Source organism: Domibacillus sp. DTU_2020_1001157_1_SI_ALB_TIR_016, assembly GCF_032341995.1.
Taxonomy (GTDB): domain Bacteria; phylum Bacillota; class Bacilli; order Bacillales; family Domibacillaceae; genus Domibacillus; species Domibacillus indicus_A.
Genome location: NZ_CP135439.1, coordinates 1,106,679 through 1,123,530, shown reverse-complemented (window position 1 = coordinate 1,123,530; position 16,852 = coordinate 1,106,679). Strand labels below are relative to the sequence as shown.

The window sequence follows — 16,852 nt, the reverse complement described above, 5'->3', positions numbered from 1 at the left end:
AAAAAAACGCCCCGTCAATGCGGGACGCTCTTTCTTTCATTACGCGTTGCGGTTGATTAGTTCTTCAAGCGCTTCTTTTGGCTGGAATCCAATCACTTTATCGACCGGCTGGCCGTCTTTGAACAAGATCAGTGTCGGGATACTCATTACGCCGTATTCGCCAGCAGTTTGTTGGTTTTCATCAACGTCAATTTTGACGATTTTTACTTTTTCGCTCATTTCAGAATCTAATTCTTCAAGAACAGGCGCAATCATTTTGCACGGTCCGCACCAAGGTGCCCAGAAATCCGCAAGAACAAGTCCGCTTCCTGTTTCAGTCGAGAAGTTTGCATCAGTCGCTTTTACAATTGCCATGTATAAATACCTCCTAAAGTTTCTGTACGGAAAGTATATCACCGTTTTTTGGGGTTAGCTATTATTTTGCTTACCCTAAGTAAAAGAGCCCCAAACTCAGGGGCTCACCGCCTTTATTTTTTTCAGCTCTTCCGTCAGCATCGGGACTACCTCAAATAAGTCACCGACAATTCCGTAATCTGCCACCTTAAAAATCTCTGCATCCGGGTCTTTATTGACTGCTACAATCACTTTTGAATTGGACATTCCGGCCAAATGCTGAATGGCTCCGGAAATGCCACAGGCAATGTATAAATCAGGGGTTACCACCTTGCCCGTCTGTCCAATTTGCAGAGAATAGTCACAATAGCCGGCATCACAGGCCCCCCTTGAAGCACCAACGGCTCCGCCCAGAACATCCGCCAGCTCTTGCAGCGGCCGGAAGCCTTCCGTGCTTTTTACCCCTCGTCCGCCGGCTACAATCACTTTTGCTTCTGAAAGATCCACACTTCCTGCTGATTTTCGAACGATCTCCTCGATCACAACGCGGATATCTTTAACCGGAAAAGAAAGAGGAGAAACATCTCCGGAACGCGTCCGATCCCTTGGGCATGGCTCAATGTTATTCGGCCGGATGGCCGCCAGCAAAAGGCCTTCAGGAACAGTTACTTTTTGAAAAGCCTTGCCCGCATAAATAGGTCTTGTAAATACAACCTCTCCGCTCCTTACTTCGAGAGCCGTCACATCCGAAACGAGCCCTGCATCCAGCTGTGCAGCGATTTTGGGAGCTAAATCCTTGCCGAGCGCTGTATGCCCGAAGAAAATGCCATCTGGCTGCTCCTGCTCAACAGCCGCAATTATCGCGCTGGCAAATCCGTCTGGTGTGTAGTGACCGAGCTTTTCATCTTCTGCTGTCCGCACCCGGTCTGCACCATATTGAATCATTTCTTCAGCAAGAGCACCGGCCTCTTTGCCAATCAGAACACCGACCACTTCCCCGCCCTCTGCAGCGGCTTTTGCAGCAGCAATGGTTTCAAAAGAAACACGGCGGAGCTGTCCTTCTCTTATTTCCCCTACTGCCATGATTTTCTTTGGCATAATAACCCCTCCTCTAAAAATCAAATGACATGTGCTTCAGAGCGGAGCAATGTGACCAGCTCACTGACCTGTCCGGCTAACTCTCCCTGCAGAATGCGTCCGGCTGTTTTTTGGGGCGGCATAAATACTTCAACGGTTTTTGTTTTGGGCGCTGCATCGTCTTCCTCGAGTTGAAGGTCGTCGAGCTCGCATTCTTCAAGCGGCTTTTTTTTCGCTTTCATAATGCCAGGCAAAGAAGGATAACGGGGGTCGTTTAACCCTTGCTGACAGGTTACAAGAAGCGGCAGTGTTGTTTTTACTTTTTCGGTATCACCTTCTACATCCCGGGTGATCAAAACTTGCCTTCCGTTTATTTCTATTTTTGTAATGGTCGACACGCAGACTATGCCGAGACTCTCTGCTACACGTGGTCCGACCTGACCGCTGCCTCCGTCAATCGTGACGTTTCCCGCCAAAATAAGATCTGCTTTTTTGTTTTTTAAATACTCGGTCAAAACTCGGGCTGTGGTAAAGGCATCCCCATCCTCGATCTCTTCTTCTATATTGATAAGCACGGCTTTGTCTGCACCCATGGCGAGAGCTGTTCGAAGCTGCTTTTCAGCTTCGTCCGTACCGACAGTTATAACGGTTACTTCTCCTCCGTGCGCATCCCGGATTTTGATGGCTTCTTCAATTGCATATTCATCATATGGATTGATAATAAATTCGGCTCCGTCTTCTTGAATACTTCCGTCTGAAATAAAGATTTTTTCTTCTGTATCAAATGTTCTTTTTATTAAAACATATAAGTTCATTTGATTTCCTCCTTCTGTTCAGACAATTAACGGCCGGAAAAACCATTTAACAGCATCCTGGTTACTTCTTCCGCTGAAGCAGCCAGGTTATACTTTTGGTCATTCATCACCCAGGTAGTGACCATTTCATCGAGTGTTCCGAATACCATTTGCCGGGACAGGCGTATATTTAAGACCGCGTTGAACTCGCCGTTTTGGACTCCCTTTTGTAAAATTTGTTCGATCAGCTGCAAGTATGATTTTAACACTTCATTGATTTTCAAACGCAGCTCCTTATTGGACTGACGCAGTTCTAACTGGGTTACAACCGCCAGATGGGGATCTTCTGCAAGAAGCCCGAAGTGGTTTTGGACAAGCAGCTCCAGCTGCTCAGCTGCTGTTTGCTTCGTTTCAATAATTTCACTTGTTTTTTGGATAAATGTCCCCATTTTTTCCTGGAACAATGAAATTAAAATATCTTCTTTGTTTTTAAAGTATAAATAGATGGTTCCATCCGCGACACCGGCCTGCCGGGCTATTTTCGATACTTGTGCTTGATGGTATCCGTTCTCGGCAATAGCGACAACGGCGGCATCGATGATTTGATGGTATTTTGGTTTGTTTCGCTGCATGAAGCAAGCCGCCTCCTGTGAAATCAATAATGAATGACTATTCATTCATGAATTTATCTTATTCTTATTCTTTGATTTCGTCAAGCAGGCAGCCCCTTCAGCTTGTTTAGTCCGTTTTTTGCTTTTCTTCTTCAATGAGCACGCGGCGTAAAATTTTACCGACAGCTGTTTTCGGCAACTCGTCACGGAATTCATAAATCCGGGGTACTTTAAAAGCGGCTAAATGTGTCCGGCAGTATTTGTCGAGCTCTTCTGCAGCTGTATGCCGACCTTCTTTCAAGACGATAAAAGCTTTGACTGTTTCACCGCGGTATGGATCTGGAACACCTGCCACTACGGCCTCTTGGACGTCTTCGTGCTCATAGAGTACTTCTTCTACTTCGCGCGGATATATATTAAATCCTCCTGCGATAATCATGTCTTTTTTTCGATCGACTACATAAAAGAAGCCGTCTTCATCCATATAGCCAATGTCTCCCGTTAACAGCCAGCCGTCTTGAAAACACTGTTCCGTTTCTTCCGGCCGGTTCCAATATCCTTTCATCACCTGCGGGCCGCGGACAGCAATTTCTCCGCGCTCTCCCGGCTGATCCACCGGCTTTCCGGTTTGCAGTGATAAAATCACTGCTTCTGTATCCGGCCATGGAACGCCGACACTTCCTTTTACACGCTTTTCCCAGATAAAATTAGCATGGGTAACGGGAGAGGTTTCTGTTAAGCCATATCCTTCAACAAGCTTTCCGCCTGTGGCCCGCTCAAACTTTTCCTGCACCTCAACCGGCAGCGGCGCTGAACCGCTGATACATGAATCAATAGAAGATAAATCATACTTTTGTAAGCGTGGAGCGTTAAGCAGACCAATGTAAATCGTCGGCGCCCCCGGAAAAATAGTCGGCTTTTGCTTATGAATCGTTTTTAAGGTTGTTTTCACATCAAACTTCGGCAGCAGTACCATTTTATATCCTTGCATAACGCCTAAAATCATCACGGTTGTCATGCCGTATACATGGAAAAAAGGAATGACGCCTAAAATCACTTCCCCGCCAGGGCGGTATTTGTACATCCATGCGCCGCACATTGAAGCGTTTGCCACAAGATTTTGGTGAGTTAGGACCACACCCTTTGGAAAGCCCGTCGTACCTCCTGTGTACTGCAAAACGGCCAGATCGTTTTCAATATCCACTTCCAAGGCTTCTTCTTTTGCTTCGATCTCTTCCATAATAGATGTGAAAAAGTGATTGTTATAACGGTTTTCTATACTTACCGAGATGCCAGTTTGCTTTTTTTGAATAAAGGGATAAAGGACGTTTTTTGGAAAGGGCAGATAGTCTTTGATAGCGGTTACAATCAAGTGCTGCACGTTTGTATGGTGAATGATTTTTTGAACGCGTGGATAAAGAAGGTCGAGGACAATCATCACTTTGGCACCACAATCTTTTAATTGATACTCAATTTCCCGTTCTTTGTAAAGCGGATTGAACTGGACAACGACTGCCCCTGTGTACAAAATAGCGTAAAAGCTGATCACAGCCTGTGGCGTATTGGGAAGCATAATACCGATACGATCGCCTTTTTGAATACCGAGTTTTTTAAAATAGAAGGCAAGTTTCAGTGCGGATTCATGAAGCTCTTTATAAGATAATTCTTTCCCAAGAAAATGAATAGCCGTTTTATCGGGATACTTCGCAGCGGCTTTCGTTAGAAACGATGACAGCGGATCCTTCGGGTAATCCAGCGCAGCGGGAATTTCCTTTGGATAATGAATCAGCCACGGTTTTTCGGACATCTTCATCTGCCCCTTTGCAAAAAGAATAGGTGCTGCCTTCAGTATAATGAACAGAAATTCATTTTACAAGAGAAGAAAAAGCAGCTCTTGAGCCGCTTTTTCTTTCCGCCATAAGCGGTTTTATTTCTTTTTTATTTTATGAGTTCATCACCATATAAATGATGCCGACAATCAAAAAAGCTGCACAGCAGGCCATCAAGATCTTTGCTAATGTTTCCATGTTTGTGCTCCTCTTTTCTTTACAAAAGCGCAGCGCCAATCATGTATGAGAGGCCTGCAGAAATGATAAATGAAATAAAGCCGACAGCCCGGTTATCACGCTGGATTTCTTTGTCTACGTTAAAGCTCGGCGTCAGAAACTCAAACATAAAATAGCCGGCCAATAGCAGGATAAAGCCGAAAATGCCCCATCCCGCCATGGTTAAAACAGAATCATTATGCAAAATAGAATGGTGAAAAACGTTGGCAATACCGAAGATTTTGCCTCCAGTTGCCATGGCTACTGCCATATTGCCTTTTTTGATTTCTTCCCAATTCCGATACGATGTGACCAGTTCAAATATAGCCAGGCAGATAATAATACAGATGGTTGCAATGCTGTAATAGCCCGCCATCTGCACATATTGGTTTTCCCAAAAACCTGTCATAACCCGGCCCCCTCTTATTTCAGCTCAGCGATTGTGACACCAAGTCCGCCTTCGCCCGCTCCGCCAAATCGTATATTTTTGACCATCCGGTGTTTTGTCAGGTAACTGCGTACCCCTTTCATAAGCGCACCCGTTCCTTTTCCGTGGATAATCGACACTTGATGATACCCCGCTAAAAGCGCGTCATCCAGGTACTTTTCCACTCGCTTCAGTGCATCCTCATATCGTTCACCGCGCAAATCCAGTTCAGAGGAAACGTGAAAATCTTTGCCCCTGATCGTCGCAATTGGTTTTGGTTCTTTCTTTTTCTCGGATTTAATGAATTCCATATCCGATTCGGCTACCTTCATTTTGATGATCCCCATCTGAACAATCCATTCATCGCCGGCGGCTTTTTCAATGATGCTGCCTTTTTGGCCGAAGCTGACCACTTTGACTTCATCGCCTGGTTTCCACTGGCGTTTCGCTGGTTCAATAGCCGGCTTTTTCGTTTTCCGTTCCGGCACCGCGTCTTCCAGCCTTTTACGTGCTTCAATCAGCTCGTGCTCTTTTACATTCGCTCCGCCTGCCAGGCGAAGTGCGCGAAGCTCTTTCATCACTTCTTCTGCTTCTGCACGTGCTTTTTCTACAATCTCGGCTGCTTCCGCACGCGCTTTTTCTTCCATTTTTTCTTTCTGCTCGTGGTAATCAATCACTTCTTTTTGCAGGTCACGATGAAGTTTTTCTGTGTCACGCAAATAAGCACGCGTTTCCTGTTCATGCTGTTCAGCTTTGCGGCGGCTCTCATCAAGCGCTGCAATCATATTATCCACTTCGTGCGAATCGGCGCTGATTAAATTCCGGGCATTTTCGATAAGCGCAGGATCAAGCCCAATCCGCTTCGAAATTTCAAACGCGTTGCTTCGTCCCGGAATGCCGATCAGCAAGCGGTATGTCGGGCTTAACGTTTCCACATTAAATTCCACACTTGCGTTAATGACTCTATCACGGTTATATCCGTAGGCTTTTAGCTCTGGATAATGCGTTGTTGCGATTACCCGTGCCCCTAGGCTGATCACTTCATCTAAAATCGAAATCGCCAGAGCTGATCCTTCCTGCGGGTCCGTTCCTGATCCAAGCTCATCGAATAGGACAAGGCTTTCATGGTCAATTTCTTTTAGCATGGCGGCGATATTAACCATATGAGAAGAAAAGGTACTTAAGTTTTGTTCAATCGACTGCTCGTCACCGATATCGGCAAAAACGGATTGGAAAACCGCTGTTTCGGATCCGTCTTCAGCAGGGATAAACAAACCGGACTGCGCCATCAGCACAGAAAGACCCGTTGTCTTTAGCGTAACGGTTTTACCACCAGTATTCGGACCCGTGATCACAATCGCGGTATATTCGCGGCCGATCTCAATGTCACTTGCTACCGCTTCATCCGCAGGCAAAAGCGGATGCCGCGCGCCAATATAATGAATATAGCCTTCCTCGTTTAAAAGAGGCTTTGTGGCATTCATCGAGCGGGCAAACTTTCCTTTTGTAAAAATAAAATCAATTTCAGACAGCATCTTTGTCATGGTGAAAAGACCCGGTGCGTGCTCAGCCGTTTGGGCGGTCAGCTCCTGCAGAATCTTTTCCACTTCATACTGCTCTTTTACGGTCAGCTCTCGCAGTTCATTGTTTAAGCTGACAACCGATGCCGGTTCAATAAACAGGGTTTGTCCAGAAGACGACTGGTCATGTACGATACCGCCATAGTGGGAACGGTATTCCTGCTTTACCGGAATAACATAGCGGTCGTTTCGAATAGTCACAATGGCATCCGACAGCATTTTTTGTGCACTTTGCCCGCGTGTCAGGCTTTCAAGCTTGGCCCGGATACGCGATTCCGCCGAACGCATGCCGTGACGAATATGCCGCAGGCTGTCACTTGCTGAATCAAGCACGCGGCCATTTTCATCGACTGTATGTTTAATTTTATGTTCAAGGTCTGTTAAAACCGGAATCACGGCTGTTTTTTCCGGTAAAATACGCAGGGTCACCTGTCCTTCTGAACGTACATCTTCAATAAAATTACGGATGTGGCGGCTTGCAGCGATTGTGCTGGCAATCCGCACTAGTTCTGTACCACTGAGTACGCCGCCGATTTGCGCGCGTTTAGCATGCGGACGGATATCATAAATGCCGTCAAGCGGAACATTTCCTTTAATGCGAATCACAGCGGCTGCTTCTTCTGTTTCATCGAGCCACCGCTGTACCTCTTCCGTATTTAGTGAAGGCTTTAATTCTTCCGCAAACGAACGGCCGACTTCGGAAGAAGCATGGTCGGCCAGTTTGGCAATAATTTTATCAAATTCAAGTGTGGCAAGCACTTTTTTATTCAACACGTTTCGACTCCTTTAAAAGCTACAAGCGGCGGATAAATGACATCAGTTCCGCTTTTGGCCATGTATTCACGACCGTTTCCGGCCGCAGCCATCCTTTTCGGCCAGCGCTCGCGCCAGTTTCCATAAATTGTAGATGCTCGATGGCATGGGCATCTGTATTGATCATAATTTTCACGCCGGCTTCCTGAGCCGCCTTTAAGTGCTCAGCAGACAAATCGAGCCGATGCGGATTTGCATTTAATTCAAGCGCTGTGTTCGTTTGGGCCGCAAGACGGATTAATTCTTCCATATCGACTGAATAGCCGTCGCGCCGGCCGATAATCCGCCCGGTCGGGTGAGCAATCAGTTTCACGTATGGATTGTGCAGCGCTGTTTTCAACCGCTCCATAATCTGCTCCTGCGTCTGTGAAAAGCTTGAATGAATCGATGCAATCACAAAATCAAGCTGTTTTAATACGTCGTCCTCATAGTCAAGTGTTCCATCAGGCAAAATATCCATTTCAATGCCAGAGAGGATTTCGATATCTTTATACTTAGCGTTCCACTCTTTAATTTCTTCGTTTTGTCGAAGCAGCCTGTCAACAGACAAGCCATTTGCTACTTTTAAATATTGGGAATGGTCGGTAATAGCCATGTATTCGTATCCGCGTGCGCGGCATGCTTCAATCATTTCTTCAATGGAAAATGCCCCATCCGACCAGGCTGTGTGCATATGCAGGTCGCCTTTAATATCAGACAGCTCAATTAACGTGCCTTCTTTATATTTATCCGTTTCTGTCCCGTCCTCGCGGATTTCCGGCGGAAAGTATGGCAGCCCAAGGTGATGATAAAGCGACGCTTCACTGTCGAATGTTTTGACGCTGCCGTCCGGCTGCTCAATGCCGTATTCGCTTACTTTCTCATCCCGTTCTTTTGCAATTTGACGAATCTTCACATTATGGTCTTTAGAACCGGTAAAGTGATGGAGCGCACTCGCAAACTGGTCCGGTGTGACAATGCGGAAGTCAATGGATAGATCAAATTCTCCTCCAATGACCACTGACACCTTTGTCGGCCCGGCAGCAATCACTTCTTTTATATCGGGCATGGCTAAGAGATGTTCTTTTACCCGTTCCGGCTGTTCGGTCGCAACGATAAAGTCAAGATCTTTGACTGTTTCACGGAGGCGCCGCAAGCTGCCTGCACGTGAAAAGCGGCTGATTTCTTCAAAACTGTCGAGATAAGCTTCAATCCCTTCCGCAACGGGCATAACATACATAATCGGCAGCCGTTCAGGCTGCGTTCCCGCTTTTGCTACCGCCGCTAAAATCTTTTCTTCTGTTTTAGCGCCAAACCCGGCAAGCTGCTGGACACGATGTTCTTCACAAGCTGCTTTCAGCTCAGTCATATTGGTAATACCCAGTTCCTTGTACAGCTTGGCAATTTTTTTGCCGCCGAGCCCTGGCAGTCCAAGCAGTGCCACAAGCCCTTCCGGCACCTCGCTGGAGAGCTCGGTCAGAACAGTAGATTTGCCTGTTTCGATGTACTCGGTAATCACAGCAGCCGTTCCTTTACCGATGCCGGACAGCTTCGTTACGTCATCAATTTCCGACAAGCTTCGGTCATCCTGCTCAAGTGCCGCAGCCGCTTTTCGAAACGCGGATATTTTAAAGGGATTGTCCCCTTTCAGCTCCATATAAACAGCGATTTTTTCAAGCAATCGAATGATATCTTTTTTATTTACCATACAGGTCACCTGCTTTTCTTTTATAGTAGCAGAAAAAAACTTCTCTACCAAATAGGAGAGAAGTTTTTCAGCCATTCACCGCATTGCGGCTTTTCATACGGCTCATTTCCATTTTCATTTGTTCCAATTCTTCTTCCATTTTTAAATAATCATTCACCATATTAACAGCCGTCAGCACCGCAATTTTCTGCGTATCGAGCGAGGCATTGCGGCTGCCGATTTCACGCATTTTATCATCAACCATTTCCGTTACACGGCGAATATGGTATTCTGATTCAGTTCCGATAATCGTGTACTGATAACCGTAAATGTCAACTGTTAGGCGAGTCTTTTGTCGATCTGACAAATGCAAGGCCCCCATTTCTGTTGCAATTCTGTTATATATCATACCATGAGTCATTTACCGTGAAAAGGAAGAAAGTCTGGAGGCGTGTCGAATTGAGTCATACTGTCCTTATTGTAAACGAAGCTACACTGCAAAAAATGAAAGATCATTACGGAGTACCAGCCAAACTTCCCGCTGGCGCCGTTTTTGCGGCAAAAGTGGACGGCTGTTCTGTGACAGGCTACCGGTCCGGAAAAGTGCTGTTTCAAGGAAAGGAGGCCCAAACAGAGTCTGCCAAATGGGAGGGCCAGGCAGCGGCTTCAAAACCGAAGAAGGCATCTCCGCCAAGCGGCCAGCTGCCCGCTGGGTTTGCCAATATGTCGGTGGCTGGAAGCGATGAAGTGGGCACAGGTGATTTTTTTGGACCGATTACCGTTGTGGCCGCCTACGTTGAAGCGGACCGGATTCCGGAGCTTGCCGCACTTGGTGTACGGGACTCCAAAGATATGAAAGATCCTGAGATTGTATCAGTGGCCAAAAAACTGCTCCGGACGATTCCGTACAGCCTGCTCGTTTTACGCAATGAAAAATACAATGATTTACAGGAAAGCGGCATGTCGCAGGGAAAAATAAAAGCCATCTTGCATAATCAGGCGCTTGGCAAGCTGCAGGATAAAATGGCACCCGAAAAACCAGAAGCGGTGCTAGTGGACCAATTCGCCGAAAAATCCATTTATTACCGGCATTTAAAGGGACAAAAACGGATTATAGAGGAAAATGTCTTTTTCAGCACAAAAGGGGAAAGCATTCATTTAGCGGTTGCAGCGGCTTCGATTCTAGCGCGTTATGCATTCCTGAAAGAAATGGACACGCTGTCTGAAAAAGCGGGCTTTACCATTCCCAAGGGCGCCGGTCCCAAGGTGGATGAAGCGGCCGCCCGCCTCATTCGAACTTATGATGAAAGCGTGCTGCGCCATTTTACCAAGCTTCACTTTGCTAATACAGAAAAAGCAAGACGGATCGTGCGGGGATTATAATGGTTTATGCCTGCAGAGCCGGAATATAAAAAGCAGGGCCGGATTCCTTTAAAATCCAGCCTGCCACTTGAAAATTATGGCCTAAACAAATGGATTCCGGCCCAAAAAGTACATTTTTTATCAAAAAAGCAGTCCCGCTATACGAGGGACTGCTTTTCTTCTTTTATGCGCGCAAATCAGCGTTTGCTTTTTCTTTCAACGCCGTAAGCACTTTTTCGTGTACAGCTGTGACTTCTTCATCTGTCAGTGTTTTTTCAGGATTCATATACGTCAGGGCAAAGGCAACAGATTTCTTGCCTGCTTCCATCCGGTCTCCTTCATACACATCAAACACGTGAACATTCGTTAAAAGCGCTCCGCCTGCTTCTTTAATGACAGCCTCCAGCGAAGCTGCTTCCGTTGCACTATCTACAACCAGCGCAATATCACGGCTGATCGATGGGAAGCGCGGAATTGGCGTATAAGCAAGTGCTGAACGCTCTGTATTCAATAGAACATCAAGCTTCAACTCAAACAAATACGCTTCTTTTATATCTACTTCTTTTGCTAGCGATGGATGAAGCTGTCCGATGACTCCGACCGGCTGCTCATCAAGTAAAACAGCAGCTGTCCGGCCAGGGTGGAAGCCTTCCGGCGCAGCTTTTTGGAAAGAAAGCCGGTCTGTTAAGCCAAGACGGTCAGCGATTCCTTCGATTACGCCTTTAACGGCAAAGAAATCAACGGCTGTTTTTTCTCCCTGCCACAGATGCTCCTGCCATAGGCCTGTAACGATACCCGCAAGCCGTTCTTCTTCTTTCGGCTGCACGTTTTCACCTTCATTTAAGTAAACAGAGCCTGTTTCATAAAGAGCGACAGAACCCATTTGACGGGCGTTGTTGTAAGCAGCCGCTTCGATTAAATGCGGCAGCAGGCTTTCACGCAAGTACGCACGCTCTTCACTCATCGGCATCGCAAGCGCGACCGGCTCGCGTACTTCAAGCGCAAACTGGGCAGCCCGCTTTTGGGACGTTAAAGAATACGTAACAGCCTGGTTAAATCCGGCTCCTTCCAAATAACGGCGCACCGTACGGCGGCCAAGCTGATATGGTGATAAAGCACCCGGCAGCGCTTCTCCTTCCGGCAGCGTAAGCGGTATGTGATCATAACCGTAAAGACGAGCCACTTCTTCTGTTAAATCTTCTGGAATAGTAATATCCGCGCGGCGCGTTGGAACCGTTACAGTAATCGTGTCTCCATTTGTTTCTGTTTGGAATTTCAAACGGCTGAAGATCTCTTCCACGGTTTCCATCGTTAAGCTTGTGCCAAGGCGGGTATTTAGACGGTCAAGTGTAATCGATACTTGTTTTGGCTCAGGTGCATATTCGCCAGCCACAACCGATCCTGATAAAACTGTGCCTTCTGCCAATTCTGCCATCAGCTCTGCTGCGCGGTCACATGCGGCCTGCACGCGGGCTGGATCTACCCCTTTTTCAAAGCGGGCACTCGCTTCTGAACGAAGACCATGTGCTTTAGAAGCTGCACGCACCGTTTGGCCATTAAAATAAGCAGACTCAATGAGTACATTTACCGTTTGCTCTGTTACTTCTGAATTTGCACCGCCCATTACGCCGGCAAGGGCGATTGGCTTCTGGCCGTTTGTAATCACAAGCTGATCAGCCGATAATGTCCGTTCTACGTCATCAAGCGTAGTGAATGTTTCACCTTCCTCGGCATGGCGGACCACAATTTCTCCGGTTTCAACCCGGTTAAGGTCAAAGGCATGAAGCGGCTGTCCGTATTCCATTAGGACATAGTTCGTAATATCAACCACGTTATTGTGCGGGCGGATTCCTGCATTCATAAGCAGTGTCTGCATCCATAGCGGTGACGGACCAATTTTTACATTTTTCACTACTCGTGCAATATAAAGCGGATTATCTTCAGGCGCGTCGATTTGAATGCGAACAGCGTCTGATGCTTTTTCATCCGCTTCAGCCGGCTTTGGCTCCGGCAATTTCACGTCACGGCCCAGGATGGCCGCTACTTCATAAGCTACTCCGATCATGCTGAGTGCATCTGAACGGTTTGGTGTCAGAGACAGCTCTAAAATGGCGTCGTCACGATTCAAGGCAGCGAGCGCATCCTCTCCTGGTGTAACGTCATTTGGAAAATTAAAAATACCTTCCGCGTATTCTTTCGGATTTAAGCGGCTTTCAATACCAAGTTCCGACAGCGAGCAGATCATGCCGTTTGATTCTTCGCCGCGCAGCTTGGCACGCTTAATTTTAAAGTTGCCAGGCAAAACCGCACCTGTTCGGGCTACAGCTACAAATTGGCCTGCATCTACATTTTTGGCTCCGCAAATAATTTGCACGGGCTCTTCCTCGCCTACATCCACAAGGCACTTGCTTAATTTGTCAGCATTCGGGTGCTGTTCACGTGATTGCACATACCCGACTACGATGCCTTTCATCTCAGAAGCAGGCATTTCAACGCCTTCCACTTCAATACCGGCGCGTGTAATTTTTTCGGCCAGTTCTTCCGGGGTTTGATCGGCAATGTCCACGTACTGAGACAGCCATTTATATGAAACAAACATGGGTTAATTCCTCCTTATTCGTGTACAGAAAATTGCTTTAAGAAACGAAGATCATTTGTGTAGAAATGGCGGATATCATCAATGCCATACTTCAGCATGGCAATGCGCTCCTGCCCCATGCCGAATGCGAAACCGGAATAAACATTTGAATCAAATCCGGCCATTTCAAGCACGTTTGGATGCACCATACCGGCACCCAGAACTTCAATCCAGCCGGTACCTTTACAAATCGAGCAGCCTTTGCCGCCGCACATACAGCTCACATCTACTTCAACAGACGGCTCAGTGAATGGGAAGAAACTTGGACGAAGGCGGATTTCGCGCTCTGCACCAAACATTTTCTTCGCAAATACATCGAGCGTGCCTTTTAAGTCGCTCATGCGGATGTTTTCACCCACCACAAGCCCTTCGATTTGGTTGAATTGGTGGGAGTGCGTCGCGTCATCACTGTCACGGCGGTATACTTTACCCGGGCAAATAATTTTAACCGGCCCTTTGCCTTCATGCTGAAGCATCGTTCGTACTTGTACGGGTGAGGTATGTGTACGCATTAAAAGCTCCGGTGTAATGTAAAATGTATCCTGCATATCACGCGCCGGATGGCCTTTTGGCAGGTTGAGCGCTTCGAAGTTATAATAGTCCTGCTCCACTTCCGGTCCTTCAGCCACTGTATAGCCCATGCCAATAAATAAGTCTTCAATTTCTTCTGTAATACGTGTAAGCGGATGATGTCCGCCAAGTTTGACCGGGCGGCCTGGCAGGGTTACATCAACGGATTCTTCTGCCAGCTGCTTTTGAATAGCTTCGGACTCTAATGAGGCCTGCTTCGATTCAATCGCTTTTGTGATGGCTTCACGCACAACATTGACAAGCGCCCCCATTTTCGGGCGTTCTTCTGCAGACAGCTTGCCCATGCCTTTTAGCACTTCTGTAACAGGTCCTTTTTTGCCAAGGTACGCAACGCGTACATCATTCAGTTCTTTTAAATCCTGTGCGGCTGCCGCTTTCTTAATCGCTTCTTCCTGCAGCACTTTTAACTGTTCTTCCACGTTTTTTCCTCCTTTTTGGCAACAAAAAAAGCCCCGTTCCCGGAAAGGGACGAGGCTTCTGATATCGCGGTACCACCCTTTTTAACGCGCTAGAAAAACACACGTTCACTTCATTAAGATAACGGTAAAAACCGGTATGCCTTTACACGAATGTGGTCCAAGCACCGGCTCGGGAGGTGAACTTCGGCCAGCTCTTTTTAAAAATGCTTTCAGTCGGGGCATTTTCTTCCTAAAAAAAGAGGGATGGCGTACTTTTCTCCGTCATTGCCTTTTAATTATCAAATTTTATACTTTCTTATTATAGACAACCCATTTTTGAAATTCAATTGTTTTCCCGAAAATGATAAAGAAGGATACCGGCCGCAACCGCTACATTCAGCGACTCGCTTTGGCCGAAAATCGGAATGTAAACATTTTTGGTTGTTTTCTCAAGAAGCTCTGGACGTACGCCGTTTCCTTCATTGCCCACGAGCAGCGCAAATGGCCCTGCTTGTTCCTTTCTGTAATCAGACGCTCCTTCCAAAGCCGTTCCGTACACCGGAATATTTCGTTTTTGCAGCTCTTCAACCGCTTCGGTTAAATCTACGCTTAAAACAGGCAGGTGAAAATGGCTTCCCTGTGCCGAACGAAGCACTTTTGGATTATACAGATCAGCAGATCCATGGCTGAGCAGCACCGCATCAATTCCAGCGGCATCGGCTGTCCGGATCATCGTGCCGATATTACCCGGATCCTGCACGGCATCCAGCAGCAAAAAGCTTTTGCCCGCCGGCAGTTCCGCCGCTTCCTGTTTCCGGCACACCGCAAAAACGCCCTGGCCGTTTTCCGTATCAGAAAGCTTTTTCGCCACCTCGGCCGAAATCATGGTCACGTCGAGGCCATCTATATTCCACGATGCCGGTACTGCCGCTTCCTCTGATAAAAGAAGTTCCTTTATTTGCTCTTTGTAGCGAAGCGCTTCTTCAACGAGATGAAAGCCTTCGAGCATATAAAGACCTGTTTTATCCCGTTCTTTTTTTATCCATAGTTTATTGAGCTGTTTTATATGTGTGTTATTTGCGGATTGAATGTATGTCAATGTGATTCTCCTTTCGCCGTATTCATTATAGCATTTCTCTGTATAATGGGCGCTACAGTGGTAAAAATAATCAAAACAAGGAGGGATAAACATGGATTTACGAGGCGCTATTATTCAAAATTTAAACGGACAAAATCCAAATGAATTATCGGCTGTAATTCAAGACGCAATTTCAAATGGCGAAGAAAAAACGCTGCCAGGTCTTGGTGTGATGCTTGAACTTTTCTGGAAAAAAAGCACAACAGAAGAGCAAAAAGTCGTATTAGAACGCATGGCATCTGCTCTTCAGTAACACAAAAAACCGCTCACAGCACTGTGAGCGGTTTTATTTTTAGTCAAATGTAATGGTGTTAACCGTATCGCGGTCAAGGCGAAGGATTACTTCTCCAAGCAGCTTCACGGCGTTTTCATAATCATCACGGTGAAGCATGGCCGCATGAGAATGGATGTAGCGTGTAGCAATGGTAACAGACAGCGTCGGAACGCCATTGCCTGTTTTATGAATTTCCCCTGAATCTGTTCCGCCGCCTGCCATAGCGTCAAACTGGTAAGGAATATTTAATTCATCGGCTACATCCGTTACAAAGTCACGCAGTCCTTTGTGGGATACCATTGATGCATCATACAAAATAATCTGCGGGCCTTTGCCCATTTTGCCCATTGCCTCTTTTTCCGTTACCCCTGGTGTATCGCCGGCAATGCCAACATCGACGCCAAATGCGATATCCGGGCCAATTTGGTGAGCGGATGTTTTCGCACCGCGCAGGCCGACCTCTTCCTGTACCGTTCCAACACCGTACACAATATTCGCATGCTGTTTATCTTTTACGTACTTCATCACATCAATGGCGATCGCACAGCCGATTCGGTTGTCCCAAGCTTTAGCCAGCAGCATTTTTTCATTGTTCATAACAGTAAATTCAAAGTAAGGAACGACCATGTCGCCAGGACGCACGCCCCATTCTGAAGCTTCTTCGCGGCTTGATGCGCCGATATCGATAAACATGTCTTTAATATCAACCGGTTTTTTGCGTGCTTCAGCCGGCAAAATGTGCGGCGGCTTTGAGCCGATCACGCCTGTAATATCTCCTTTGCGCGTCACGATCGTAACGCGCTGGGCGAGCATTACCTGGCTCCACCATCCGCCGACAGTTTGAAAACGGATAAACCCTTTGTCATCAATGCGTGTAACCATAAAGCCGACTTCATCCAGGTGCCCAGCCACCATGATTTTCGGGCCGTTTGCATCCCCGGTTTTTTTGGCGATCAAGCTGCCAAGGCCGTCTGTTGTCACTTCTTCTGCAAATGGCTCAATGTATTTTTGCATGACTTCCCGCGCTTCGCGTTCATTCCCGGCAATCCCTTTTGCATCCGTTAGCTCTTTTAGCATCGTTAACGTTTCATCGAGTTTCTTCATT

General features: G+C 46.9%; 15 protein-coding genes and 1 other annotated feature. Of the genes, 2 read left to right on the top strand and 13 right to left on the bottom strand.

Annotated elements, in window-relative coordinates:
* Window positions 1-39: 39 nt before the first annotated feature.
* The 9 genes from trxA to zapA form a co-directional block, all read right to left on the bottom strand.
* On the bottom strand, window positions 40-354 hold the full coding sequence (gene trxA, locus RRU94_RS13510) for a thioredoxin (protein ID WP_251269621.1): 315 nt from the start codon (window positions 352-354) through the stop codon (window positions 40-42).
* A 96-nt stretch (window positions 355-450) separates the two neighbouring features.
* Window positions 451-1,431 carry an electron transfer flavoprotein subunit alpha/FixB family protein gene (locus RRU94_RS13505; protein WP_315694804.1) on the bottom strand — a complete coding sequence of 327 codons (981 nt, stop codon included), beginning with the start codon at window positions 1,429-1,431 and terminating at the stop codon, window positions 451-453.
* A gap of 20 nt (window positions 1,432-1,451) precedes the next feature.
* On the bottom strand, window positions 1,452-2,225 hold the full coding sequence (locus RRU94_RS13500) for an electron transfer flavoprotein subunit beta/FixA family protein (RefSeq protein ID WP_315694802.1): 774 nt from the start codon (window positions 2,223-2,225) through the stop codon (window positions 1,452-1,454).
* A gap of 26 nt (window positions 2,226-2,251) precedes the next feature.
* Window positions 2,252-2,836, bottom strand: a complete 585-nt coding sequence (locus tag RRU94_RS13495) for a fatty acid metabolism transcriptional regulator FadR (protein WP_242233294.1) — start codon at window positions 2,834-2,836, stop codon at window positions 2,252-2,254.
* Between the two features lie 106 nt (window positions 2,837-2,942).
* Window positions 2,943-4,622, bottom strand: a complete 1,680-nt coding sequence (locus RRU94_RS13490) for a long-chain-fatty-acid--CoA ligase (RefSeq protein ID WP_315694800.1) — start codon at window positions 4,620-4,622, stop codon at window positions 2,943-2,945.
* A 239-nt stretch (window positions 4,623-4,861) separates the two neighbouring features.
* The gene (locus tag RRU94_RS13485; protein WP_251269626.1) at window positions 4,862-5,269 is read right to left on the bottom strand and encodes a DUF350 domain-containing protein; all 408 of its coding nucleotides are present in this window, start codon (window positions 5,267-5,269) and stop codon (window positions 4,862-4,864) included.
* Between the two features lie 14 nt (window positions 5,270-5,283).
* Window positions 5,284-7,638 (bottom strand): endonuclease MutS2, encoded by a 2,355-nt coding sequence (locus RRU94_RS13480; protein WP_315695959.1) that lies wholly within the window; start codon window positions 7,636-7,638, stop codon window positions 5,284-5,286.
* A 22-nt stretch (window positions 7,639-7,660) separates the two neighbouring features.
* The gene (gene polX / locus RRU94_RS13475) at window positions 7,661-9,367 is read right to left on the bottom strand and encodes a DNA polymerase/3'-5' exonuclease PolX (protein ID WP_315694797.1); all 1,707 of its coding nucleotides are present in this window, start codon (window positions 9,365-9,367) and stop codon (window positions 7,661-7,663) included.
* A gap of 67 nt (window positions 9,368-9,434) precedes the next feature.
* Window positions 9,435-9,713 carry a cell division protein ZapA gene (gene zapA, locus RRU94_RS13470; RefSeq protein ID WP_242233290.1) on the bottom strand — a complete coding sequence of 93 codons (279 nt, stop codon included), beginning with the start codon at window positions 9,711-9,713 and terminating at the stop codon, window positions 9,435-9,437.
* A gap of 92 nt (window positions 9,714-9,805) precedes the next feature.
* Here zapA and rnhC point away from each other — a divergent pair, with 92 nt between their 5' ends.
* Window positions 9,806-10,729: a ribonuclease HIII gene (rnhC, locus tag RRU94_RS13465; protein ID WP_315694795.1), complete on the top strand. Its 924-nt coding sequence runs from the start codon at window positions 9,806-9,808 to the stop codon at window positions 10,727-10,729.
* A gap of 163 nt (window positions 10,730-10,892) precedes the next feature.
* Here rnhC and pheT read toward each other — a convergent pair whose 3' ends face one another.
* From pheT to RRU94_RS13450, 3 genes are all read right to left on the bottom strand, one after another.
* Window positions 10,893-13,307: a phenylalanine--tRNA ligase subunit beta gene (gene pheT / locus RRU94_RS13460; protein ID WP_315694793.1), complete on the bottom strand. Its 2,415-nt coding sequence runs from the start codon at window positions 13,305-13,307 to the stop codon at window positions 10,893-10,895.
* A gap of 14 nt (window positions 13,308-13,321) precedes the next feature.
* Window positions 13,322-14,356, bottom strand: a complete 1,035-nt coding sequence (pheS, locus tag RRU94_RS13455) for a phenylalanine--tRNA ligase subunit alpha (RefSeq protein WP_309089583.1) — start codon at window positions 14,354-14,356, stop codon at window positions 13,322-13,324.
* A 42-nt stretch (window positions 14,357-14,398) separates the two neighbouring features.
* Window positions 14,399-14,630, bottom strand: a binding site (T-box leader).
* Between the two features lie 48 nt (window positions 14,631-14,678).
* Complete coding sequence (locus tag RRU94_RS13450; RefSeq protein WP_315694789.1) at window positions 14,679-15,434, bottom strand: TrmH family RNA methyltransferase; 756 nt, start codon at window positions 15,432-15,434, stop codon at window positions 14,679-14,681.
* Window positions 15,435-15,525: 91 nt separating this feature from the next.
* Between RRU94_RS13450 and sspI the strand changes: the two genes are divergently transcribed.
* Entirely contained in the window at window positions 15,526-15,726 is a 201-nt protein-coding gene (gene sspI / locus RRU94_RS13445) for a small acid-soluble spore protein SspI (RefSeq protein WP_251269632.1), read from the top strand.
* A 39-nt stretch (window positions 15,727-15,765) separates the two neighbouring features.
* Here sspI and RRU94_RS13440 read toward each other — a convergent pair whose 3' ends face one another.
* Window positions 15,766-16,851 (bottom strand): M42 family metallopeptidase, encoded by a 1,086-nt coding sequence (locus tag RRU94_RS13440; protein ID WP_242233284.1) that lies wholly within the window; start codon window positions 16,849-16,851, stop codon window positions 15,766-15,768.
* Window position 16,852 lies beyond the last annotated feature (1 nt).

What these genes read in the sequence shown, in the direction of transcription:
- RRU94_RS13485 (WP_251269626.1), bottom strand. Translation starts at nt 5,269, where the DNA reads ATGACAGGTTTTTGGGAAAACCAATATGTGCAGATGGCGGGCTATTAC.
- pheT (WP_315694793.1), bottom strand. Translation starts at nt 13,307, where the DNA reads ATGTTTGTTTCATATAAATGGCTGTCTCAGTACGTGGACATTGCCGAT.
- trxA (WP_251269621.1), bottom strand. Translation starts at nt 354, where the DNA reads ATGGCAATTGTAAAAGCGACTGATGCAAACTTCTCGACTGAAACAGGA.
- RRU94_RS13495 (WP_242233294.1), bottom strand. Translation starts at nt 2,836, where the DNA reads ATGCAGCGAAACAAACCAAAATACCATCAAATCATCGATGCCGCCGTT.
- sspI (WP_251269632.1), top strand. Translation starts at nt 15,526, where the DNA reads ATGGATTTACGAGGCGCTATTATTCAAAATTTAAACGGACAAAATCCA.
- RRU94_RS13490 (WP_315694800.1), bottom strand. Translation starts at nt 4,622, where the DNA reads ATGTCCGAAAAACCGTGGCTGATTCATTATCCAAAGGAAATTCCCGCT.
- RRU94_RS13440 (WP_242233284.1), bottom strand. Translation starts at nt 16,851, where the DNA reads ATGAAGAAACTCGATGAAACGTTAACGATGCTAAAAGAGCTAACGGAT.
- RRU94_RS13505 (WP_315694804.1), bottom strand. Translation starts at nt 1,431, where the DNA reads ATGCCAAAGAAAATCATGGCAGTAGGGGAAATAAGAGAAGGACAGCTC.
- RRU94_RS13500 (WP_315694802.1), bottom strand. Translation starts at nt 2,225, where the DNA reads ATGAACTTATATGTTTTAATAAAAAGAACATTTGATACAGAAGAAAAA.
- polX (WP_315694797.1), bottom strand. Translation starts at nt 9,367, where the DNA reads ATGGTAAATAAAAAAGATATCATTCGATTGCTTGAAAAAATCGCTGTT.